Origin of the sequence: Bradyrhizobium sp. sBnM-33, assembly GCF_032917945.1 — a bacterium.
Lineage (GTDB): Bacteria > Pseudomonadota > Alphaproteobacteria > Rhizobiales > Xanthobacteraceae > Bradyrhizobium.
In genome coordinates this window covers 3,560,908-3,583,024 of the sequence record NZ_CP136624.1, presented here as the reverse complement: position 1 = coordinate 3,583,024, position 22,117 = coordinate 3,560,908, and the positions used below count along the sequence as shown (strand labels likewise).

General features: G+C 58.0%; 21 protein-coding genes and 5 pseudogenes. 12 read left to right on the top strand and 14 right to left on the bottom strand.

The window, feature by feature from the left end; all coding sequences use genetic code 11:
* Window positions 1-503: 503 nt before the first annotated feature.
* Window positions 504-749: a hypothetical protein gene (locus RX328_RS16440; RefSeq protein ID WP_213256708.1), complete on the bottom strand. Its 246-nt coding sequence runs from the start codon at window positions 747-749 to the stop codon at window positions 504-506.
* A 784-nt stretch (window positions 750-1,533) separates the two neighbouring features.
* On the opposite strand from RX328_RS16440, the pseudogene RX328_RS16435 reads away from it, so the two are divergent.
* Window positions 1,534-1,759: pseudogene (locus RX328_RS16435) on the top strand (hypothetical protein).
* Between the two features lie 506 nt (window positions 1,760-2,265).
* Here RX328_RS16435 and RX328_RS16430 read toward each other — a convergent pair.
* The 3 genes and pseudogenes from RX328_RS16430 to RX328_RS16420 all read right to left on the bottom strand — a co-directional run.
* A pseudogene (locus tag RX328_RS16430) lies at window positions 2,266-2,670 on the bottom strand (cupin domain-containing protein); the annotation flags it as partial.
* A gap of 27 nt (window positions 2,671-2,697) precedes the next feature.
* Window positions 2,698-3,009 carry a hypothetical protein gene (locus RX328_RS16425; RefSeq protein ID WP_249727247.1) on the bottom strand — a complete coding sequence of 104 codons (312 nt, stop codon included), beginning with the start codon at window positions 3,007-3,009 and terminating at the stop codon, window positions 2,698-2,700.
* A 117-nt stretch (window positions 3,010-3,126) separates the two neighbouring features.
* Complete coding sequence (locus RX328_RS16420) at window positions 3,127-3,642, bottom strand: hypothetical protein (RefSeq protein WP_213256707.1); 516 nt, start codon at window positions 3,640-3,642, stop codon at window positions 3,127-3,129.
* Between the two features lie 161 nt (window positions 3,643-3,803).
* Here RX328_RS16420 and RX328_RS16415 point away from each other — a divergent pair.
* Window positions 3,804-4,023 (top strand): annotated as a pseudogene (locus RX328_RS16415) (DUF3606 domain-containing protein).
* 1,430 nt (window positions 4,024-5,453) lie between these two features.
* Here the strand turns inward: RX328_RS16415 and RX328_RS16410 are convergent.
* On the bottom strand, window positions 5,454-5,699 hold the full coding sequence (locus RX328_RS16410) for a DUF6894 family protein (protein WP_213256705.1): 246 nt from the start codon (window positions 5,697-5,699) through the stop codon (window positions 5,454-5,456).
* 88 nt (window positions 5,700-5,787) lie between these two features.
* Window positions 5,788-6,273, bottom strand: coding sequence for a hypothetical protein (locus tag RX328_RS16405; RefSeq protein WP_249727246.1), 486 nt, complete (start codon window positions 6,271-6,273; stop codon window positions 5,788-5,790).
* Between the two features lie 275 nt (window positions 6,274-6,548).
* Between RX328_RS16405 and RX328_RS16400 the strand changes: the two genes are divergently transcribed.
* The gene (locus tag RX328_RS16400; protein ID WP_213256718.1) at window positions 6,549-6,899 is read left to right on the top strand and encodes a hypothetical protein; all 351 of its coding nucleotides are present in this window, start codon (window positions 6,549-6,551) and stop codon (window positions 6,897-6,899) included.
* Window positions 6,900-7,935: 1,036 nt separating this feature from the next.
* Here RX328_RS16400 and RX328_RS16395 read toward each other — a convergent pair.
* Window positions 7,936-8,139 carry a cold-shock protein gene (locus RX328_RS16395; RefSeq protein ID WP_057849549.1) on the bottom strand — a complete coding sequence of 68 codons (204 nt, stop codon included), beginning with the start codon at window positions 8,137-8,139 and terminating at the stop codon, window positions 7,936-7,938.
* 255 nt (window positions 8,140-8,394) lie between these two features.
* The gene (locus RX328_RS16390) at window positions 8,395-8,712 is read right to left on the bottom strand and encodes a hypothetical protein (protein WP_213256703.1); all 318 of its coding nucleotides are present in this window, start codon (window positions 8,710-8,712) and stop codon (window positions 8,395-8,397) included.
* A 295-nt stretch (window positions 8,713-9,007) separates the two neighbouring features.
* Between RX328_RS16390 and RX328_RS16385 the strand changes: the two genes are divergently transcribed.
* Window positions 9,008-9,376 (top strand): hypothetical protein, encoded by a 369-nt coding sequence (locus RX328_RS16385; RefSeq protein ID WP_213256701.1) that lies wholly within the window; start codon window positions 9,008-9,010, stop codon window positions 9,374-9,376.
* A gap of 55 nt (window positions 9,377-9,431) precedes the next feature.
* On the opposite strand, the gene RX328_RS16380 is transcribed toward RX328_RS16385, so the two are convergent.
* A complete protein-coding gene (locus tag RX328_RS16380; RefSeq protein ID WP_213256699.1) occupies window positions 9,432-9,644 on the bottom strand; it encodes a hypothetical protein in 213 nt (70 codons plus the stop codon).
* Between the two features lie 860 nt (window positions 9,645-10,504).
* A complete protein-coding gene (locus tag RX328_RS16375) occupies window positions 10,505-11,539 on the bottom strand; it encodes an IS110 family transposase (RefSeq protein ID WP_317258523.1) in 1,035 nt (344 codons plus the stop codon).
* A 128-nt stretch (window positions 11,540-11,667) separates the two neighbouring features.
* Between RX328_RS16375 and RX328_RS16370 the strand changes: the two are divergent.
* From RX328_RS16370 to RX328_RS16360, 3 genes and pseudogenes are all read left to right on the top strand, one after another.
* Window positions 11,668-12,270: pseudogene (locus RX328_RS16370) on the top strand (SOS response-associated peptidase family protein).
* Window positions 12,267-12,527 carry a hypothetical protein gene (locus tag RX328_RS16365; protein WP_213257486.1) on the top strand — a complete coding sequence of 87 codons (261 nt, stop codon included), beginning with the start codon at window positions 12,267-12,269 and terminating at the stop codon, window positions 12,525-12,527. Before RX328_RS16370 ends, RX328_RS16365 begins: the two are co-directional and overlap by 4 nt.
* Before the next feature lie 499 nt (window positions 12,528-13,026).
* Window positions 13,027-13,584 carry a hypothetical protein gene (locus RX328_RS16360; protein ID WP_213257484.1) on the top strand — a complete coding sequence of 186 codons (558 nt, stop codon included), beginning with the start codon at window positions 13,027-13,029 and terminating at the stop codon, window positions 13,582-13,584.
* On the opposite strand, the gene RX328_RS16355 is transcribed toward RX328_RS16360, so the two are convergent.
* Window positions 13,581-13,766 carry a DUF3606 domain-containing protein gene (locus tag RX328_RS16355; protein WP_213257482.1) on the bottom strand — a complete coding sequence of 62 codons (186 nt, stop codon included), beginning with the start codon at window positions 13,764-13,766 and terminating at the stop codon, window positions 13,581-13,583. The genes RX328_RS16360 and RX328_RS16355 overlap by 4 nt on opposite strands.
* Window positions 13,767-13,885: 119 nt before the next feature.
* Here RX328_RS16355 and ligD point away from each other — a divergent pair, with 119 nt between their 5' ends.
* Window positions 13,886-14,806 carry a non-homologous end-joining DNA ligase gene (gene ligD, locus RX328_RS16350; RefSeq protein WP_213257480.1) on the top strand — a complete coding sequence of 307 codons (921 nt, stop codon included), beginning with the start codon at window positions 13,886-13,888 and terminating at the stop codon, window positions 14,804-14,806.
* 213 nt (window positions 14,807-15,019) lie between these two features.
* Window positions 15,020-15,391 carry a hypothetical protein gene (locus RX328_RS16345; protein WP_213257488.1) on the top strand — a complete coding sequence of 124 codons (372 nt, stop codon included), beginning with the start codon at window positions 15,020-15,022 and terminating at the stop codon, window positions 15,389-15,391.
* A gap of 2,415 nt (window positions 15,392-17,806) precedes the next feature.
* On the opposite strand, the gene RX328_RS16340 is transcribed toward RX328_RS16345, so the two are convergent.
* Complete coding sequence (locus RX328_RS16340) at window positions 17,807-18,010, bottom strand: cold-shock protein (protein WP_213256041.1); 204 nt, start codon at window positions 18,008-18,010, stop codon at window positions 17,807-17,809.
* Between the two features lie 181 nt (window positions 18,011-18,191).
* Here RX328_RS16340 and RX328_RS16335 point away from each other — a divergent pair, with 181 nt between their 5' ends.
* On the top strand, window positions 18,192-18,347 hold the full coding sequence (locus tag RX328_RS16335) for a hypothetical protein (RefSeq protein WP_213256043.1): 156 nt from the start codon (window positions 18,192-18,194) through the stop codon (window positions 18,345-18,347).
* A 392-nt stretch (window positions 18,348-18,739) separates the two neighbouring features.
* On the opposite strand, the gene RX328_RS16330 is transcribed toward RX328_RS16335, so the two are convergent.
* Window positions 18,740-19,435: a Crp/Fnr family transcriptional regulator gene (locus tag RX328_RS16330; RefSeq protein WP_213256045.1), complete on the bottom strand. Its 696-nt coding sequence runs from the start codon at window positions 19,433-19,435 to the stop codon at window positions 18,740-18,742.
* A 197-nt stretch (window positions 19,436-19,632) separates the two neighbouring features.
* Between RX328_RS16330 and RX328_RS16325 the strand changes: the two genes are divergently transcribed.
* Both RX328_RS16325 and RX328_RS43635 read left to right on the top strand, forming a co-directional pair.
* Window positions 19,633-19,827, top strand: coding sequence for a hypothetical protein (locus RX328_RS16325; protein ID WP_213256047.1), 195 nt, complete (start codon window positions 19,633-19,635; stop codon window positions 19,825-19,827).
* Window positions 19,828-20,825: 998 nt separating this feature from the next.
* Window positions 20,826-21,128: a DUF6894 family protein gene (locus tag RX328_RS43635; RefSeq protein ID WP_249727159.1), complete on the top strand. Its 303-nt coding sequence runs from the start codon at window positions 20,826-20,828 to the stop codon at window positions 21,126-21,128.
* A gap of 591 nt (window positions 21,129-21,719) precedes the next feature.
* Here RX328_RS43635 and RX328_RS16320 read toward each other — a convergent pair.
* A pseudogene (locus RX328_RS16320) lies at window positions 21,720-21,958 on the bottom strand (IS110 family transposase); the annotation flags it as partial.
* Between the last annotated feature and the right edge of the window lie 159 nt (window positions 21,959-22,117).

Genomic DNA, 22,117 nt, shown 5'->3' with positions numbered 1-22,117 from the left:
CTCCAACGCAACAGGGGTACAAAAGCCAAACCGGAAGCTATGGCGGGGAATCAACGGACGTAAGGGAGGGAAGTTTCAGGGCGACCTGTGTTCCACATCTCTTGCAGGATGTTCCGAACGGCCCTGCGGATGCAGCGACGACCAAGCTTCTTCCCGGCTAAGATGCCTCCCAAATTCGAGCTTATGCCGTTCAAGTCGGAATATGGGACCGGTGGTCGAGCGAGCGCGGGCCGGGTCGGCCAGGGCCCGAGCCGCTAGCAGACCGCCCATGCTAGCGCCGATGACGATTGCGCGCTTGTTCGGAAGATCTTTTTGCATGGCTGCGCCTCCGCGATGAGATATCCGCTTACAAAAAATCTAACACGCGGCGACCGGGGCGGATGTGATATGTTTCATACGTGAGCGACCTTCGCAGCACTGCGCCTCGGCGTGCGTTTCGCGCGCTAATCGCTGCAGCTTGATGACTGCTCTGGGTCCAATAGCCGACGTGATAACAAGGCGATCTATCGCACGGCGACGGTGATTGCTACGGCGAGGACGATCAGCCAAGAAAGCGCGCCTATCCATCCGGCCGAATCTGCGTCGCACAGCAATGCGCCGTTGGGCAAGCGTTTAAAGCCCAACCAGTTGAAGCCGACTTCGTCTGAAGAAAGAACGTCAACTTTGACTTTCTGAAAGGTCAAGGTTGGAAGCAATAATCGCGCTGTCGCGTACCCTACGACGTCAAGAATGAAATCTAAGAAACTCACCTACACCTCCAGCCAATCCGCAACCGCATATCGGGTGACCTCTCGTCCCCAGCAAGCGGAACTAGCGCGTAAACTAACACGTCGATGGAAGCGCCGCGAGCAAGGCCGGGCAAATTGGAAAGCCCAAACTCACAGCGTAAACGTCAGCTTAACGCCGTCATTTCTGTTATGGGTCAATCGCGTCTTCTTGGTCGTCGGCCGACTACTTCCGGTCTTCCTCCAACTGCGGACATCAAGCTTCGGGACCACTACTTCCGAAAAGTGCCAGCAGCGGACGTCGGCCACCCCAATACTCCTTACTCAGAAAGCTGCAGCCCCGGCGAGCGAAGCAATTCGCACCAATGAGAGGCAGCCTCGTTCTGTCTGATCCTAGGCATAACATGCTCTCGAACGCGACCGGGCGGTAGCATCTTAGCTTGCTCGCGTAGTTGCGCTGTATCTTGGGCAAGACGTTCTTCGAGTGATTTGGTTTGTTTAAAACGGCGACGCTTGATGACCATGCGCTGCTCCATTCATTCGAGGAAGGCAGGAGCGCGCAACAGGCGTTCTCATCACCGATAACTGCCGTAGGACCGTGCGGTGATGGGTGAAGGCTTATCCCGCCAAGCTGGCTCGTCTGTCTGGCAGGCGACTAAAGCGAGGAAAAACTTAATGCGCCCAATGAGTTACGAGCAATTTAGACGGATTTGGCGGCTAAACACAGCGTGACGTCTAATTAGTAAGGAACGTTTTTGACGCTTTTTACTTCCAGTGAGTACTTTCTTGCCTTGCTGTGGAGGGGAAGATGGGTGAGCTGAATCGAGCAGAACGCCTTCAGATCATGCTGACTCCAGCCGAATTGAAACTTGTCGACAACTGGCGCTTTGAAAAGCGCATGCCAAGCCGCATCAGCGGTGCGAGAACTGCTCAAGCGCGGATTGCTAGCCGAAGGTTTTGATGAAGCAGAAGATGGCGCTCGCTCAAGAGATTTCGGCCTAAACGACGCAGTGCCGCAGCTGAAAATAAGTTAGCAAAAACGATTCACCGTTGGCGGGTTTTCGCTTCGGGTCGCTTGCGGACTCGAAGCCCCGAGCCCGATATTCCATTTATCCTTCGATCGCTTCTCGTGGTATCAACCGAACTCAAAATCGCAGTGGCGAAATCTATTTTTGGATGTCGGGTACCAGACTGGCGCTTCTCGGAACATTGGTCGTTTGGGAGTTCGCTTGACTTGCCAGACTTCCAGGAAGAGACATTCCGAGTGGGGTTGACCTCGGTTATTGCATCAACTCGTCGGCGCGTGCCTCGGCGGCACCTTAAGGCCGAGCGCGCCGATCTCGGTGCGGAGTTGAACGGCTCCCATCGCCGAAGTTGGAGAACTTCCTTCCCCCTCACGATGTAAGTGCCGACCTGTTGGCTCGGACGCGGCGGCCCGAAGCGGCGCGCTCTTGGCGAAATCGGCTGCTGTATGAAGCGTTCGGCCGAGCCGCGTCAGCGATAGCAGTGAGATCCGCCGCTGATGACCCGACTGCTTGTCTGGAATTACGATCTCACGATCTCCTGTGTCGACCACGAATATGGCAAGCAGCTTCGCCGGAGCAGTGGTACTGGCATTCTGGCTAATCTGGTGATGATCACCCGGCTGCTCGATCCAGCTCTCGCCGGCTTGATAAGTACGCTCCGGCGCCTCGTTCACTTTGCTGCGGATCGCTCCCTCCAGCACGCGCGCATAGATAAATGCCGACGAAGGATGCCGATGGGAGGGCGATCCGCCGCCCGGCCCGTACTCGACGAGCACTGCACGTGGACTCTTGCCGGGCACGTTCGGCAGTTCGTGCTCGTAGACTAGGGTCACCTTGGCGTTCTTAAACTTCGTCTCATCCGCGAGGACGCTGCCGAACGGCAGGGTGGCGACAAGCAGCGAACAGAGGATGCGGTTCATGGAGCCCTCCTTCGGTTGCGAAACGGATCAGGCTCCTGCCCGTGAGCGGCGGAGCCATTCGTCGAAACCGATGCGGCCGAGGCGCGCTTCGCCCAACGGCACGAGCGAGTGCTCCTCGACCCGGCCGCCCCAGTACCGGGCCTCGGGGTCGCTCACGACCTCTCGCGGGTCGCCGACCGCCTTCAAATAGCGGGCTATGATTTCGTTGAACGGCGCTCGTTCCGGGCCGGCGATTTCGACGATGCCGCTTCGCGGCGCCGCGAGCGCCACATCGGCAAAGATGGCAGCAACTTCGTCCGAGGCGATTGGTTGGAACAGGCCGGGCGAGAGCCTGACCATGTTTCCATCGGCACTTGAAGCGGCGATACAGCTCGATGTTCTATTCGTGGCACTAATTCCTTTGCTGCCACTGAATGAATTTTTCAAGCAGAGCTTGGGATGTATCGGGGCGTTCTTTCACCGTTCCAGCGGCGGTGAGTTCGGAAGCAGCGTGTTTCGGGTTTTCGCTTCCTTGCACCGTTTGAATTGCTTGAATCTCTGAAGCAGCGCTTGAGAGTCTTCGGACGTCACTTGAGCCGGCGTAGCCGATGCAGGAGTGGAAATGGAAACGGAAAGTTCCGAGGGATCACTTTTTGGCTTCGGAAATCCGTTCAGAAAAAGAAGCGCCACAACAACAGTGACACCAATCGCTGCGATAATTCCGCCAGCAGTGGCGAGCAGTGCGCGTGATCGACGGCGTTCGTGAACGAGTTGGGACTCCAGCGGACGGGTGTACTTGGCGAAAGCTTCCTCGCGCATCTCATCAAAACGAGACAAGGAGGAAGCAGGAGGCAGACTGTCTGGGTCTGCTCTCGTCTGCTGCATCGAATTTAATCGTGGGTCCGCTATACTGCGCGCCGAGCGCGGTGCGTAGTACAGCGGATCTTGTGGACTAACGGGATTGGCATGGTCGTTCGCGCTGACGAAACTCATTTACGCTACTCCACACAATGTCAGACCGTTTGCATCAAAATCTTTTTGCCATTGCGGTCCTTGGGTTTCTAGGCGGGAAGCTCGTCGCGCAAGTCTAGCGAGTGATTTGGGTTGAGTCATCTCTAGATCGGCCATCGCCGCACCGAGTGCGGTCTGGGGTAATAGCCCGCGCTGACCATTTGCAGTCGGCGGCCCAGGATCGCGCTCGCGTGGCCAGTGGCCGGGACTACGAGGTGCTCTACGATGAGGAAAACTCGGAAGTCAGCATCCGGTGTGAAGAAGGCGGTCAGAAAAGTTGGCAGCAGCCGGAAGAAGGTTGAGAGTGCCTTGTCTGCACCTGTTCGCACGAACAAAAGCAGGCGCGATGCATTGGGGCGCTGATTGATTGATGAACTAACCTTCTGATATCCCTTGCCACGATGTCGATTGAGCGCCTCTAAAAAGGGTCGAGTAGGTCCGGGAAAGCTTGTTGGCTTGGTTGAGGTTCTCTCGCCTGCCTTCCAACGTTTGCTTACCGATCATCGCTCGTCGGTAGCATTCCATAGCTGCATTTATGTGCGGCAACCAGTTGGGTCGCGATCATGCCCTCGATTTCGTCTCGCGGAGAAATGGCGATTAGCGCGGAGATCGTTCCTTCATATTGACGGTTTCGCTCTGCCGCGTCTGAATTCTCTGTCCAAAGGGACTGAACAGCCTGACTAATGATAAAGTTATTCCAAGTGTGTCCGATTGAGATCCACCAATGCGCTCTAGCTCTCCTGGTTGCCCGGCAGGGTTTATCGCCTTGAATGTTTGTTTCTCCTTAGATTTCAAAGCAATCTCCCGAGATCGAGTGTTGATTAGGCAATATTCCGCCTTCCGCGTCCTCCCCCCGAGGCGTTGAGCCTGAGAAGGAGAGCGGCATAGAGGGAGCACATTTCAGCACCGTTCACCGAGGACTGCCCTATTTCGGTGGCCAGCCGCTCCCCCATTGCGCAAACACCGCAACAACACCGGGGTTCGTGGTCCTCGCTATCCCTCAGCCCGTGCTCGGGAATCGAAGCGCGCGGACGGGATAGTCGTCAAGCCAACCCGTCCATAATTCCGCGGTCAATCGGCGTTCGCCGGCCGCTCTCTCCCGGTTTGAGCGGGGCCTCGAAGCCACGGCGGCCGACAATTTGCCAAAGCTGCAAAAAGCTGAATTTTGGCAATATCGGCGCATAGAGCGGTTTGCCGACCTAGTGTATGAGATTAAGCGCTGTGCTAGTTCTGCTGGGATCGCCACTTAAAGTCCTTGCAGAACAAGGGCTTTCCGCAATTCCCGTTTGTTCTTTTCTGAAAATCCGTGCTGCTGAGTGCCGCGAACCGGTGCAAGCAAAATCAAGCCGTTACGACTGGCTCCCAACTGTTCCGAACAGCACGGAAGCGGCACGCGGTTTCGGTGTTTGTTCGCCATCGCCCGGCCGGAATGGCCTCTTCAAGCCGAGGCTGATTCTTGGCAGAATTGGGCACCTCGAATCCCGGCGGCTGGTCAGATGAAGTTCAGCCTCTCCGTGTTCATTCTCGCTTCAAGCTTGCTTGCAGGTTGCGCGAGCACCGGCAGCAACCCCGTTGCGGACATGCCAGCGTGGATGGGCGGGCTGCCTGCCGACGCGCCCCCGAGACGTGGCACCCCGGCCTATGATGCGTGGCAAGCCGAGCGAGCTAAAGAGGCTGCTCGCCCAAAGGGAACGGATGCCGCTCGTTGACACGGACGAGCACCGCATCTCGCTTTGCCGACGCCGTAAGGCTTGTTGAGAAAGTAGTCGCGGTTGCCTAGCGCCTTCTCTGCCTTACTTTCTAAGTGACTCTGGCAAAACGTCGGCGAGGCGCACCGTCTCTATTGATTGACCATTTTCGTCAGCGATCACGAATGCCTCAGCTACTGGGCTTGAGCCGCTCTTGATGGAATTCGCCAAAAGTTCACGGGCGGAGCATAGGGCCAGCCGCCTCGCTTCAGAAAGGTCTTTCAGTTCGACCCCTTCGACATCCTTTAATAGCTCGGCCTGATCACGCAGATGAAAATAAAAACGAGCCATAGCGATCTCCTTTTGCCTTCCCAATCCAGATCGGAGTCGCTCGTTCCGTCCATCGGAGCGCAGACTGAAAAGTAAAACAAGCCACTCCTCAAATTAGGCCGCTGAGGTCGGAAACAGCCCAGTATCGTCTGGCAGGTGCTGGGATCGCCGTAGCGACCCCGGCAATACGCAACGCACGGGGGCCGCCAATCAGTCGGAGATTACCCCTGGCGGGGAGCTTGGAGGGGACCATACAGTCAGGGGCCGCACAGAATATCCCGCCATCAGGGCGCGGTCTGTACGGCCGCTGATAAAGGCCAGGCCTGCCGGCGGCGTGAACCGGCGAGGCTTCCAGCGCAACAAGACCCTCATCATTGCTCGCCCAAAGGATGCACCTACCCGACGCCATAGGGCTTGTTGAGAAAGTAATCGCGTTACCCAGCGCTTTCTCTGCGTATTGGTCGATCGCAACGATGATCGCCTGGACGTGTTGATAGCAGTACCCCTCGCGCGCCGCGCGCTGACGCAACTCAGCAAGTTCGAGCCACGCCGAATTGTCGGCCTTGTCGTCGTACCATTTCAGTTGATCGCGCATCACCAACTCCGGCCCCCAGCACGCGCCCCTTCGTTGCACCGCCCTCCTCCTTCTTGAGCCGGTCCCGCTCATCACAAAGGCCCCTGATCTTTGCCAGCATCCGCTGCAGCAATAGCTCAGCCGCTGCAGTCGATATGCCGGCGCGCTGAAGCTGGAGGATCTCCTTACGCTGACTTCCGACCTGAACGCGCATGCGCTCCATTTCGGAACGGACGTGATCTATGCCCACAGCTGTCCTTCAATGCTCTCTGGATTGTTCGAATGAGCCCCTCGGCATGGCGCCCGAGCTGGTCGTACAGGCGAAGCCGCCTGAAAAGGATCTCGATTTCACGGTCGCTTTTCATCCTGCTGGCCAGGATCGGCGTCATGCGGGCGTTGAACCGCGGCCATGTCCGCGAGTTTACCGAGCCAGGGAAAAAGCATCATTGGGGGCGCCGGAAGCTGAAGAGAGACCAATGAAAACGGTGTGGATTTACGTAGATACCAGCAAGCTGGTCGGCGACCGTGACCATCTCAAGGTGTTTGCGAACTCGGACCTTGCCGATGAGTGGTTTCTGGTGAACCATCCTGAAGGCGTCGTGTTTGAGTACGAGGTCATAGGCGCCGTGGATGACGAAACCGGGTAAGGCCGCTGACGGCATCGCCAAGACCGAAAGTTGATCATCACAGGAAATGCCCGGCTGCGGGCAGTGATATGCGCGGCCTTCGTCAAGTGTTCGAGCATATTCATGACGCGGGCGACCCCGATCACCTCAAGGTCTTTGCCAGAGAGGACGCCGCGAAAAATGGTTTGAGGAAAACGACCCGAGGGCGTGGCTTTTGAATACGAGGTGATCGGTCCAGAATAAAAATGGCCCCAGCGCGCGGCGGTGCGCCGAGGCCATCTAAAGTATTCCCATTTCAAATTGCCAGACGGAGTAGTGGGTACCCACCTGGCGTACCGATAGAAGCGGGAAAAGATGGCAACGTCTGCCCAATAGTGAACAGAACGCGGAAGATCATTGAGCCCGCCAGCCCTGTGCGGGGCCTCTCCTTAGGAACCTGCAGCCGTGCCGAGAGTCGATTCCGTCGCTCCCGGGGGATCTGTGGAGACGAACCGGGAGAAAGTGGCGGCTCCGGCTTGCGCTGGAAATCTAGCTGGGGCCGTTTTGCAAGCGGGCCGCCAGAGCGAGGGAACGGTATTCACGGCGCCAATTTGATCCGTGTACTCAAGACAACGAGGAGCCGCCATGATGATCCGCTTTGCTTGCTTTGGGGCCTTCTTTGTAACTTTGCTCTTGCCGAACCAGCTTTGGCCGCGGGCGGATGTGGAGTCGGGTGCAGCAGCACGTCTGAAGGGGCTTGTGTCCGCGATGGATGGCAGCAAGGTTTGCCGGTTCGGAACGTGTGCCCGGCGACATCCCAGCCATCTCCCCCTTGCGGCCCATATCACCGATGGAGTCGGCAATCCATGTCGTGCGTTGTGCGTTGAACCGACAGGTTAGCGGCCCCGGCAATACGCAACGCACCGGGGCCGCCAGTCACTGGAGATTGCCCCAGCCGGGGGCGTAAGGAGGGATGCAGCCGGGGTGAGCAGAGACTAGGCCCACGTCCGGCTCCTCGTCTGTCCGGCCGCTGACAAAGGATAGGCCCGGCAGCGTGAACGCCGGATGACTGCGCCGATCAACCTACCCTGAGGTTTTCGGCGGATTCCTTTCCGCGGTTTGCTAAGACTTCGTAGCTCACTTTTGCGCCCTCATTCAGACTGCTCAAACCTGCTCTCTCGACGGCCGAGATATGGACGAATACGTCCTTGCCGCCATTGTCGGGCTGAATAAATCCATAGCCCTTTGTCGCGTTGAACCACTTCACTGTCCCTGTCGCCACGTCAATTCTCCCCATCGATTCGAAACACGGAATGATGGTGACAGAAACCCGGCAAAAGAAAGGGCCCGCGGAGGTAACCGTTGCACGCAAAAGCCGCCGCTGGGTTGAGACAGCGACGGCTCTACGCTTACTCTCGCGAGTGATGACCTCCGCGATTGCTTTGAGCTTACGGGCCCAAAGTTAACGAGGGGTTGTTGTGTCGGCTCAGACGCCATCGCTCAAACCCGAGCTTGTAGCGGGCGATCAGGAGACGGATCAGGCGCATTCGACCCCCGCGATATTCCGGCACCTGATAGCTCGCGCGTGATCCCCAATCAGCGTGGCTATCCGGTGCATTTCGTTTAGGGCGCTGTCCGCGTCCGGTTGAGCCAGCATGACGCATAGCAGATTGCCCTGGTCGTTGATGGCGGCGCAATCCTCTTCGGTTTTCTCGCTCATAGGACACCGCCCATTGCCGGCGTCGGCCTCGCCGAACGTTTGCCGATACGACTTTTCCTGGTTCATCATCCGATCGAAAGAGCCAAGCGACGGTTCGTCATCGCCGACCGCCTCCCGGTCGCCGTCATCCTCCAATTCGCGGGACACGTAGTTGTCCGTCTTGTCGAGGAATTGGATTAGCCGGTCTATCTCGTCTCTGGCTTCCTTGCGGAGTCGCCCTACAGCAATGAATACTTCCTCGGGCGAAGCATCTGCCCGGACGTCCAGCCAACCAAGCCGGCCGCGGCGTTGATTGAAGACGTGTTTAGGGGTGGCGTGGTATACACGCTGTCAGCCTGGATCATGTGGAATAAGCCCTTCATGGTTCGGGTTAGAGTCGGGGCGGAAGTTGCTGCTTCCCCTCGGCTTCCTATTTTGGTAAACCTAATTTATGAAAAAGTCAATTAAGGTAAACCAAAAAAGGCGTGGCCGTCCCGCAACCGGGCGTGATCCCGTTTCCGCAGTGCGATTGCCTGTTGAGCTCACCGCTGAAGTAGACAGCTGGGCTGAACAACATGAGACAACTCGCTCCGAAGCCATCCGCCGCCTGGTGGAAATTGGATTGTCTAAGTCTTCGGGGATCAAGAAACCCCGCGTTCTTTCAACAAGCAAACAGGGCGCCGCTCGTGCCGCCGAACTGGCAACCAAGACGATCGACAAACGCATTGAGTCCGGAGCCTCAGCAGAAGAGCGAGAAGTCCGAAAACGGAAGCTGGTGGAAGGGCCGAGCGCCTTCCGAAGCACCCGCAAAGATCGGTGAGACGCTAACAGGACGAAGGATATCCTACACCGCGATTACATCGAGCGGTTGAGGCTTAGTGAGATTTCGAGATCGCCCGTTGCAGCGTGCGAACCAAATCCTCCGCAGCCTCTTCCATCGTGTCTTTTTTTTTCAAATGCTTAATCATCGCGACTAGCGTGTTGATCAAGACGACTTGGGCCATCGGGGACGAAATCTGTCTTTTAGCCAAGAGCGCACGGATGTCTCGCGTAAACGCGACGCATTCGACTTCGTAGGCCTTCGTCATCTCTCTCCGCACTTCAGTACTCCAGCCAGTGAAAAGAGTTGGGATTCCCGACACGCCTGATTAGTCAGGCAAGCTGGTGGCGGGTGGGTGGCAAAAAGCCGTCGCTATGACGATCTTCGTGACGGCTAACTGCCCTAGGGGTTAATGGATCGTTACTGGCTGAGCTGGACACGATGCCATGATCGAAATGATCCGCCGCCGTGATCCTCGTCGTCCCGACCCATGGAAGATCTATTTCGGCGATGTATGTATCGGCGATATCGGCCCACGCGCGGGTGTTCCCACCACCGTAGACCAATTGGAGTGGTACTGCGGTTTCGTTCCGCCAGCGCATCGCGGTGTCGACGCTGGGGCACTGCTATCGATTTACACGACGCGCGACAAAAGTTCGAAGCTGCGTGGCGGAATTTGCGGACCGCCTTCACCGACGACGACTTTGCCGAGTACCGCTACGCGCGCGCCTGGACCGCATGGAACAGAGAATGTGGAAGGACGGCCGCAAGCTGCCGACGCAAACGCAGGATGGCCGCTCGCGATGCTTCTGCGGCGTAGCGATTGACATCCCCGGTATGGAAGGGCACGTCAGGGGCGCTCACATGACCGAACCTGCCAATGTGTAACCTCTTGTCTGATTGCGGTTGCTGGCACAAGGGTTCAGCTCGTTACCGACAGCCTGCGAGGCTCGCTCTTGTCTACGAGGTCGACGTTCATAGCCGCCTCACGATGGTAGTCCGAAGATCGGGAGCTGCTATCTATTAGGCGCGTGCTGCAGGCACAGAGGTTGCAGCGCAGTCACCCCGACCTCGTCCTCGCAGGACGTCGTTCCGCCTTTTCGGCGGATCCGCTGAATTGCTAATCGATCATGCGGTCGCCTCCTCGCGGGTCCATCGGAACTCGCTTCCATCTGCCCAGATCCGATGCATCACGATCGCTAATTTTCGCGCGACCGCCACGACTGCTCGGCGAAGACCGCGTCGCTTGGCCACCCTTACACCCCAGGCTTTCAATGCAGACCAACGCTGGGTGCGGGTTAGAAGTGCAAGCGCTGCCTGATAAAGTATGGTCCTGAGCATCACATCGCCGCACCTCGAAATAGCGCCATTCCGATCGGTTTCGCCAGATGCGTATTTGCGTGGCGTAAGGCCAAGATGCGCGCCAACATCGCGGGAGCGTTGAAAGCGATCCGGGTCATCAATAGTTGTTAGAAAAGTGATTGCCGTCAGTGCGCCTACGCCTGGTATCGTCATGAGCCGCTGGCATGTCGGTTCGCGGCGTACTATTTCAAGTACCATCTTGTGTAGGACGCCGTACTGTTCACGCAGCGCGGCTCGAGCCACAAGCATTGGGCGCAGCATCGCCGCGAGTCGTGGATGGCCATCTGTGAGTTCATTCGTTTGCTGCTCAAACGTTACTTGAGATATACGACCAGACAGCTTTAAGCCGAAGACGCGTAAGACGCCCCGAATTTCATTCTCGATATCGATCTGCTTAATCAAAAGCGTCTTGCGATTATTGAGAAGCATTCGTAGCTCCTGGCTCACGTCACCCTTGATATGAACAACGGTGTACCAGCCGACCCGCATTACCTGCGCAATAGCGCGAGCGTCGTTTCGATCGGTCTTAATCGGCATCGTCCTAGTCACGCCGCGCAGTCTTCGGGGATCGATGCAGACTGCGTGTAAGCCGGCAGCACGCAGTTCGCCGTACAGCCAACGAGCGAGACCACCAATCTCAATCCCGACCTTGGCAAGGGGCAATCCGCTTTCGTTGAGCCAGGCAACAATAGCCTCCGGTTCCGAAAATGTTTTGCCCTCGCGAATGACGACGCCATTCTCGTCCACAACACAGATAGCCGTCTCCTTTAGCGAAACATCCAGACCGACATAGTGCTTCATGTTCCCGCTCCTGCTGCCGCCGGCTCGCCGGCTTCCCTTCCAGGCTGAGCCTTTCGAGCAGCAACCGCAATCACCCCATCTATTCGATCACGACCAACCAGGAAGCCATTCGCGCGCTCTTTCGCGTGATGAACCGCTACCTCAGCAACCTGCCGCGTTGCCCGGCGTATTTCCAGATTATCCCGCCCCAGTCGTGCGCAACGCCGGCGCCGAGCGCGAGCTCGTCCTGATGCGCTGGGGCATGCCGCCACCGCTGCGGACCGGCGGGCCGCCAGTGACCAACATCCGCAACACGTCCTCGCCGCACTGGCGTGGCTGGCTGAAGCCGGAAAACCCGCTGCCTGGTGCCGTTCAACAGCTTCGCTGAGTATGCGCCCGAGCCAAACCCCGAAACCAAGAAAAAGGACGTCGTCTGGTTCGCCATCAATGACGATCGCCCCCTCACCTGCTTTGCCGGAATCTGGAGCGAGTTCAAAGGCGACCGCGGCACAAAATCGAAACCGATCGCCGGTCCGCATAACGTCTACGGCTTTCTCACCACGTCGCCGAACGCCACCGTCGAACCGATCCATCCGAAGGCCATGCCGGTGATCTTGCTCACGGACGAAGAACGCGACGTGTGGATGCGGGCGCCGTGGGATGAGGCCAAGGCGCTGCGGCGGCCGTTGCAAGATGATGCGATCAGGATCGTCGCCCGAGGCGAGGATAAGGAAGACAAGGCTGCTGCATGAAATACGCTACCGCCCGCCCCTATGCCGACCCGGAAAAAGCTGCGCGCCGGATACTCGAGATCGCAAACGCGGTCGAGCCGGTTCAGAGCCGCATCCATATTGAGAAGGTCAACGAGCCGTTCTTGTTTAAGGACAAGGGCACGCCGGCGGAGTATGGCGCCGGGCTGAATCTCGCGATCGAGCGCGGCTGGCTGGTGATACACGAATCCGGCACCTTCATCACCTTCACGCCGGCCGGCGCAGAATTGTTTGCTTGAACGCGCGAAGGGGGCCGGCCCCGACTGTCGGCGCTGAGATCCCTTTTGGCTGAGGTGTCGCACCCCGGGGAAGATGCGACACGACTTAAACCCACTTCATCTCTTGAACGCCCCATGGGGCGGCGTGGGGTCTAAGGTTCGCCGCGGGCGGACGGGATAAACAAGGGCTGTGAAAAAACCGGATAACCGGAACAGACCGGGTACCTTGAAAGGCCAGGTGGTATCCATTCCCTGTGTTCAACTATTCGGTGATTCGCGATGAAAGAACTCCTCAAACGCTGGTGGGAAGGGACCTATGTGCCGCCCCCGCCGAACTATCCCAATAGCCTGTTCGTCTTTATTTCTCCCGGCACTTACAAACTCCACTGGACAGCTAAAGCTGCACACGTGGCCAAGAACTTTTGGATGAAGCATTGGCAGTGGTGCTTCGGCGCAACCTTTGCGACGGCTTGGTTGATTATCGCTGCTATGAATTCTGAGGTAAAAATGGCCAATGAGAATGACCTATCTGCTCTCGGGGAGGCTTTCCGTCGACTACATCCAACCCTGCTACAGCAGGAGCAAATTTACCGTAGCGCCGGTCGGGCGCTTATCAATTTTCTCCAATATCGAATCCGACCTGATCTTTTTGTTCGGCGTTTTGATCGGAGCTGATCTGTACACCCAAGCTGTGGCGGTCTTCGCGGATGTGAACAACTTCGCTCTCAAGCTCAAGATGGTCGATCTATTGGTGGAGAAAGAGTGCAGTGAAAAAGAGAAGGCAATCTGGCATCCTATCTCGGGCACCATCAGTACCCACAAAGGCATTCGCAATCTCATTGCACACCAGCGGATGAGCTTTGAATCCATCGAAGGTCCGATGTCCGCCATGTCGCGAGTAGTCCTGGAGCCCACCCCGTTTGGCTCAACAAAGAAGGGAAGGAAGCGTGAAAGGCACCAGATACAGGCAACGGCGGACGCGCTGGAGCCTATTGCAGACCGCGTTTATCAGTTCGCCCGCGACCTAATGCTTCGCCGTGCGCCCAATTCTTTGCGAGCTGGCGGTACTGGTTCCTAACGTCCAAGCCGGCGCTCGACCCGCTTACCGCTGCTGCCGACCTTCTTGACTGCCTTCTTCACGGCGCTTCGCGGACCTCTCGTCTTCTTCGCCGCAGAGTGCACCTCGTAATCCTGTCCGCCGGCAACCCGCGCCCGGTCCTGCTTGCGCCCGCGGCTCGATTGCTTCTTTGCCGTTGCCATCCTGCAATACTCCCGTACGCGTGGCAACGAGTCATGACGGGCCGGGTTCCAGTTTTTCCCGGCCGGAACGATTCCACCTGTGTCAGTTTGAACCGGCTTTAGTGGCGTGGAGTTTTGTCGTGGCGTTTCAGCGCAAGAAAGTGGCGGCGATCGGGATGAAGGCGCCCTTCCCCGGCTTCATAGAACCCGCGCTGGCGACATCGATCGAGAAGGTACCGTCGGGCGATCGCTGGATCCATGAGATCAAGTTCGACGGCTACCGCGTCCAACTGCACATCCATAATGACGCCATCAAGATCCTCACCCGCCGCGGCAATGACTGGACCAGGCGCTTTAGCAAGATTGCGGTCGACGCGTATCTGATCAACGCCGGCAGCGCCATCATCGACGGCGAGGTGGTGGTGCCGGCGGCAGACGGCACCACCGACTTTTCCGTGCTGCAGAACGAATTGCGCGGCAAGTCCAACCGGCTCGTCATGATCGCTTTCGATCTGCTCTACCTGAACGGCCAGGACCTGAGAAAACTACCGCTGATCGAGCGGAAGATGCATCTGAAAAGGCTGATCGAAAAGACGGCCATCCAGTTCAGCGAAAGCTTTGAGGTCGACGGCAAGGAGATGTCTGCGCATGCGTGCAAGGTCGGGTTGGAAGGCGTCGTCTCCAAGGTCCGCGACAGCCGCTACCTTTCCGGACTCGACCGGGACTGGGTTAAGAAAACCTGCGCCCAGCGCGAGACGCTGACCATCGCCGGCTTCGCGCTCGACGGCAACAAGTGGGACGGAATCTATGTCGGCCGCCGCAAGGGCAAGGACCTGGTCTATGCCGGTAAAGTCGACCACGGCTTCGACAAGGTGTCTGCCGCCGATCTCCGCAAACGCCTGACGCCGCTGATCCGCAAAACTCAGCCTTACACCAAGCGGATCGCTCACAAGGGCATCTGGGTGGAGCCGGAGCTGCTCGCCGAGATCGAGTACCGTGCCAAGTCAGCCGAGGGCAAGGTGAGGCATCCGTTCTTCAAGGGGCTGCGGGAGGATTTGTGATGGCCACTGGCGAAGGCACCGAGACAGAATCGAGGCCCTCGAAGCGGCAATCAATGATGGCCTCTCGGTCGAGGAAGCGGCGGAAGTTCTCGACCGGTCTGACCGTGTTGATGAGGTCATCAAGAAGTGTCGAGAGCTGGGATTGGAGCCGAAAAAGCACCAATCATGAATGACATCCCGCGCTGGTTTCGGTGCCCAGAGGGAGGACCTGCAATGAAGTGGTGTGCCCGCTGCGACAACTGTCGTTGGGTTTGCGAGGCGCATCCGGACCAGCCGTGGTTAGGCGCGCGCGCCTGTACCTGTGGCGCTGCCGGAGCGCCCTGCCCGGTCTGCAATCCATCGGATGAGTCCACCGCGCCGGATCTTCCCGAGGGATTTCAGGCGGACATCGAAAGCGCTCAGCAGTTGCCGCGCAACGCTGGCGTCGACATGGATGATCCGGACCGGCCGGAGATCGAGCATTTCGGAAACTGTCCTGTCTGCGGCGCCCTGGTCGACATGCGCGACCTCGGACAGGTGATGGCGCATACGCACGGCGAGCAGCCGCTCGATCTAACGGGTAAGCCAAAGCCGGACAAACGATAGATCAGCGGGAATAATCAGCGGATTGACCGGATGATAGGGATGGAGACCGCCGCAAGCACGACCAGGGCGGCAGAACCAGCGATCCAGTACATGATATCCATGGCCCGAAACGCGCCGACCTCGCCGAACGTTCCTTTGCTTTAGATCGACGCGAAGCGCTCGCTACCCACGACCGACCTTGGTCCGGTCGCCCTACTGCACTCCAAGCGCCTTGATTGCCCGAGCCGAAATATCCGCAGGATCACGCAACCCCGTTTGCCCGATCTCGATTATCTTCTTGGACCATCTCGGCTATGGGGTCGTTGCGATCAACGAGGCCGAGAGTCCGCAGCGCTCGGTCATAGGCCGTCGTCAGTCGGCCAATTTCTTCAGGGCCCATCGGCACGTTCTGCAGCAAGCGAGCAATAGGCATATCTCAATCCCCCCTAAAGAAACACCGTATCACAGAGGAACTGGGAAAAAGTGGAAATAGCGACGCCCTCACGGCAGAACTCACGTTGAGAACAGACCGAAACAAATCGAGATCCGATGCCCGAACGTTTACGGGTAGACGGCGTTGGCGTAGGCGTGCTGGATTGCATGCGAGGCGGCCTGGCCTCTATGCCCCCAAAGCCCCAAGGCAGGCATCCTCCTTCCGTTGCCGGTCGCTCGCGCTGGGGCGGCCGGCGCGGACTGGAGCGTCTATCAGCGCGAAGCGCGCGCTACCCACAAACGGAATGGCCGCAGATTGCTCTGCGGCCTACCGGTCAGATTATGCTTGTCGTGCTGAAATGCTTCACCCCGGCTACTGGCACCAGCAATAGCAAGCGGGCACCATGTCTGCTCCGGGAAATTACGGAGCGGCGCCACAGGACCGCAAGGTCATGAACGCTGAAACTACGGCCAGCCACATCACCGCGGTGATGAAAATGGCGACAACCCAACCAGGGCCTCGGCGCCGGTACGTCATGCAAATGGCCAATCAAAAAGAGGCCAAGCCTGACTCGGATTTTGCGCTTGTCAACCGAGCGACCTGACCGCCAGCGCGGCGGTGTTCGGTTTGCTGCCCATGCCGAAATGACATGTCGGGTATGTTGCAGACCCGACAAACAAACCAGATTAACTGTTGTGGCGGGAAAGGGGGCTTTCACCGGAGTCGCTCCCAGCCCCCTTGGGGGCTGGATATGCGTATGTTCCCGGAATCCATAGAACGTCCCTCTTGCAAGAGGTGCGGCACTCGAACCACGCTCGTACGCATCGAACCAGAGGGCGCAGGGCTCGAAAGCCGGATGTTTACGTGCCCGAATTGTGAGAACGTCCACACCGAGCACGTTGTTGCTGACCCTATGGAAGCGTCCAAGGGATGGCTCTCAAGCGAACTCAAGCCACCTGTCTGAGCCGAGTCGGAACGATTGTCGGGGAAACACATTGCCGTGGCAACGCTCCAGAGATCCCTCGCATGGACTGCACCTCCCTCGCCCTCACCGCCACCGGATTCGCCCTGCTAATCGTGTCGTGTGCCGCTGCGCTGGCGCTGCACTGAAAGCAAAAATGGCCGCAGATTGCTCTGCGGCCCACCGACTAAAATAATTCTGCCGTGTTGAAATCGCCGCCCTCGGTGCTCGGATACTAAACCTCAGCTCTGTTTCTGTTTTCATTTCGTCGCTACCCCGTATGACTACGGGAGCGTTGAATTATGCGCCGGCTCGCCGGGAACGATCGCGGGCGGTGCGCATTGGCCCCACCGCGTGTCCGTGGAAGTAGCGGCACGCGGTTCGGGCGGCCCCAGTCGAGCTTGCCTGGCCCAGGCTGGGGCCATCTTCCAACCGCAATTGGACCTCGGGGGCAGTGAGGCCTGGGACCGAACCGTGCCAGCCCGCTTGGTGGTTGGCGGCCTGATGTAATAAGTCCGGGTCAATTGCACTCGGTAGGGTGGACGACAAAAGTTCATGCAACGAGCGCGTTCCGTTCCTCCGTGAATTTTAGCCATTCCGTATTTCTGCTTAGGCCACTGAGCCCGGAAACCGGCACTAGTAGATCGGCTCATTTCGAGAATGCGGCACCACACCGCGTGGGCGTCATCCAAGCAGCCGCACGATCACCGCCGCCCTCACCTCGATTATCTCAACGGGAGCCTGCAGACCGCGGCTGCTGGATAAGCGAGTCAAAAGCGGTCACGTATACATCAGTATCATTGAAAGGCCGGGCGTGATCGGTTTTATGGTGCCGCAAGGGTCCTTGACGGGCCACCGGGTCTTAGGGCTCGCGCGCTTGTCATCCACCTCGTTTGCTTACCCCTGCCGACTTCACCGGCAGGGGTTTGCGTTTGTGGTCCCTGCATCCAAACCCACGTAGAACCCCGCTGGTGGACCCATGTTCAATCGTGGTCCGCGGGGGATAAAATCGCCATGCCGGCGTGAGCCAGCCGGCTTGAATTCACCCGAGTCTTAGATTTTCCGCGGACGTTTTGCCCCGGTTGCTCATTTCTTCATAGCTCACCTTGGCACCCTCATTGAGGCTGCTCAGGCCGGCTTTCTCAACAGCTGAAATGTGCACGAAAACATCCTTGCCGCCGCTATCGGGCTGGATAAATCCATATCCCTTAGTTGCGTTGAACCACTTTACGGTACCTGTCGCCACTGTCCGCACTCCCTTTTGAACCAGTGGGCGACAGCTTAGGTGTCCTGGGCAGTACATCGCAAGAGAAACCCGCCGGCGTGAACCGGCAGGCTTTGTTGTCTACGCGCTCAAATCCTTCCCGAGGGATTTCAGGCTGACGTCGAAAGCTCTCAGCAGTTGCCAAACTACACTGGCCGCCGACATGGATGATCCGGACCGACTGGAGATCGAGATTTTCGGCAAATGCCCAGTCTGCGGCGCGCTTGTCGATATGCGTGACCTCGCCCAGGTGATGACGCATATGCACGGCGGGCAGCCTCTCGATGTAACGGGTAAGCCAAAGCCAGATAAACAATAGATCAGCGGGAACACTCAGCGGATCGACCGACAATTGCGATGCAGACGGTGGCAAGCACGACCAGGACGGCAGAACCAGCGATCCAGTACATGGTATCCATGGCCCGAAACGCGCCGCCCGGCCGAATGTTCCTTGCTTTAAATTAGCGCGAAGCGCTCGCTACACACGCATTGCATGGCAAGAAACCAGATCCGGAACAGGACAAACATTAGGCGTGAACCCATGGAGCGTCTCATTGCGCTTCCGAATGTCGCAAAGAGGACCCGCAGCTTTGCGGACAGGTGTGGCCTAACCTACGTTCCGATTGCACACGAGTATGCGCAGCATTGGCCTGCGCCTCGTGAAGCGCGTAGTCTTTCACCAATCGCTTTAACGATGGCGCGACCCGGGAGTTACGACTTGGCAGGACCCAATAACCTATCGTAATGGCGTTTCACCGTCCCGTAGCACTCGCACGCGCAGTCTTGCAGCGCTTCTGCGTCGAGGATCTGGATTCTCCCCCGCGCGTATTTGATTAGACCGGCAGATTGCAGGGTATGCGCGACGACAGTCACACTGGTGCGCCTGACGCCCAGCATGTCTGCTAGATACTCTTGCGTGAAAAGCAAAGTATCGCTGCCCGATAGGTCCCTCGCCCGCAGCAGCCAACGGCAGAGGCGTGCCTGAACATGGTGTGTGGCAAAGCACGCCGCCGACTGTTGCGCTTGGGCATACACAGTTTGCTCGTGACGAATGAGCAGTGACAGCAGTTTGGGACTTGGCAATGCAGCCGACTTCAATCCCTCGATGCTGCAGACGACGATGTCGCCGGACAGCTGGACAATTCCGCGGCTGAGAGAAATGCGTCCGTCAAGTGCTGCCGAAGCCCCGATGACGCCATCCGCGCCAACCATGGCGGCTTCGATCGTTTCCCCTGACTCGAGGGTCACCACCAATGACACCACTGCGCCCTCGGGAAAGTAGACGTGCTTGATCTCCTGTTCTGCTTCGAACAAGACCGAGTGCTGCTTGAAAGGTGTGAGCTTGAGAAAGGGCTCGACTCGTTTGAAGTCGTCTTGGCTGAGTTGGCTGAGGAGAAGGTTCTTCATGGTGCGCTCCTCGGGACAGGCGGGAGCGCAAAGAACTCTCAGCTATCGGTTGCCTTACTGGATACCCGATAATGCGAGCATAGTAGGTGCTATGCCGTACATAGCCAGATTAACTTCGCTGTGTACGGTATCAGACAGACAGCATTTCAGGGCGTATTTCAAAATCGATCAGCGACCCGTACCAGATGTGCCGCGTCATGAAGCGACGTATTTCAAAGCCCCACAAATTTGAAGATCAGCTTGCTGAAGCAGCACTCAAGCTTAAGGCGCAGGCGCGCACGTTAGGGCCCGGAGAGCAACGCGACGAATTGTTGCGGAAAATCCGCCAGATAGATGCGGCGGCGCACCTGAATGAGTGGTTGAAATCTCCCGGCCTTAGATCACCAAAGTAACAGGTCGCAAGGGAGGATCACATGATCACTGATACCTTCGATCGCCGAACGATAGCCAAAATGGAAGTCGCCCTTGAGCGTGCGTGCTTACTTCTTCCGCTGGCAGCGACAAGCACGATGCCCGTCGGATCATCGCCGGCAAAATAATTGAATGTGCCAATCGTGGCGACGCCAGCCTAAGCAGGCTTACTGAGGCAGGATACACCGCCGTGATGCAACTGACTGCTTCCGACCAGTCTCTCAGGAAGAAAGAGGTCGCCGACTAATACCTCTCGTTTTCTAATTGACGAAGCCGTTCGATCTGCTCTCGGAAGTTCAGGGGTAGCTCTCGATGTTCTTCTAATGACGCGCGCTCCAATGACGCGCGTAGTCTTTCACCAATCTCTTTGACGATGGCGCGACTATGCCGGGAGTCAATGTCAACAGGGTTTGGCGTAACGATTCTCTCAGTCCCGACACCAAGGTCGATTGGCTTCAGACGAGAAGGAAGAGACCGTCGCCTTTGGCTATCGTGCGCGAGCGCTTGTTCTTGAACAGCGGGCCCAAAAGGACCTTTGGCTATCCGCCACCTGCGCCGTTCATTGACGGCGGGCGACGGTCTCGCACACCAAGCTGCCCGCAAGGATTTTCGTTCCCATTTTTCTTAAGGTTTGTTCAGCTTCCTCGGATGGGAACTGGGAGTGGGAACGTTTGGGACGACAGAACTCTTTCAATAGCTGGTGCCTCGCGGTCGGGGCAGCACCGATTTGAACGGTCCCAGCCTGCAAGCCCTAGCGCTGGGGCCGTTCTTTTGTTTCGCTGCCCGGCAGAGAGTAATGCACGCGAATTGGCGGATGGCCAAGCAGAAGAAGTAAGCCTGCCGAGCGAACGGTTTCAGCCCGAAATTTTAATGTCGGGAACCCCACAGATGAGGTAAAGTCCGTCATCACCGCACGGTCCGCTGGCAATCTATCGGTGACAGAGAGACGCGAGCGCTCCCGCCTGATCGGAGTGCAGCTATGAGCAGCGCAAAACCTAAGTCGTATCCGAAAGCGACCACCGTTCGATCCGAACGAAAGCGATATTTTTTCGACATCCGCGAGGACGACGAAATTGCTGTCGATGAAGAGGGGCTTGTCTTCGCAAGTGTTCAAGCCGTGCAGGAAGAGGCGGCACGGTCCCTAGCAGACATAGCTCAGGATGCCGTTTGCGCGAGTGCCAGCCAAGGCATAGGGCACTACATGGCAATTGAGGTACGGGACGACGCCGGACCAGTGCTACAGGCCACGCTCACGTTCTCCGTAGCACGCCACAGGCACTAAGGCAGCCCGACGCCTGCAAAGGATGCCAGCAATCACCGGCGACTTCAGCGGGTCGGGCCGCTAGCACTCCAGACACTCATCAAGGTCGCGCAGAAAAGACCCCGCACAGTTTTCGGCCCTGGCGATCAAAGAACTGGAAGTCGGTAAAGGGCCGCCTTAGTTGGCGGCCTGTCCATTAGCTCGTACGGGCGGCCTTCGTTGGCAGCCTCTCGCCCTGTTTCACGCGCCGCGATTTAAGGGATTTGTTACGGGTTGCTGTTAGCCCTTTTGCCATTGCAGATAGGTCGCGACGAGCGGTAGCGAATTCCGAAACGCTTTAACCTGACTAGCCCGGTTGGCGGTCTCTCAACAGGAGGCCATGTTGCTCAGGGGCTTCGTGATTGCAGCCTTTGTGCTGCTTGGTGCATCGCAGGTGGATCAGTATCTCACCCACGGTCGGTATACCGACGCGGCCATGTCGATGCTGCGACAAATCAGGCACTCGTTTGGCGTTTGAGACGGCCGGACGCCCTTTGCAAAGGGCGCTTCCCGGCGCGTCGCGCCAGCATCGGTTCCCGATACGATGACGGCAGCCCAGCGCCGCCCCGCCCAGCGCATCGCGCTCGGCGGCATCAGACGCACGGTGTGAGCGAGCTTGGAGACTTCACGCGCCCAATGATGAGCGGTTCCGCAGGCTTCCATGCCGACCAGGCAAGGGGAATGTTGCTAAAGAAGCCAATGACCTGCTTGCGCCGCAACTGACGGGTGATGACGACCTTGCCCGCACGATCCATGCCGTGCACTTGGAACACATTCTTGGCGAGATCAACGCCGATGGTGCTAACCTGCATGTGGACGACCCCTCCGGTGATTCGTTGTTGAACAATCACCCTTTGGCACATTCGATGCCGGGAGCGGGCGTCGTCCACCACATCATTCGCGACCGGGCCGGGCCAGCAGCAAGTCCGCCCATGTCTGCAATGCCACCGATTGTGTTGCAAAAGTCGAAA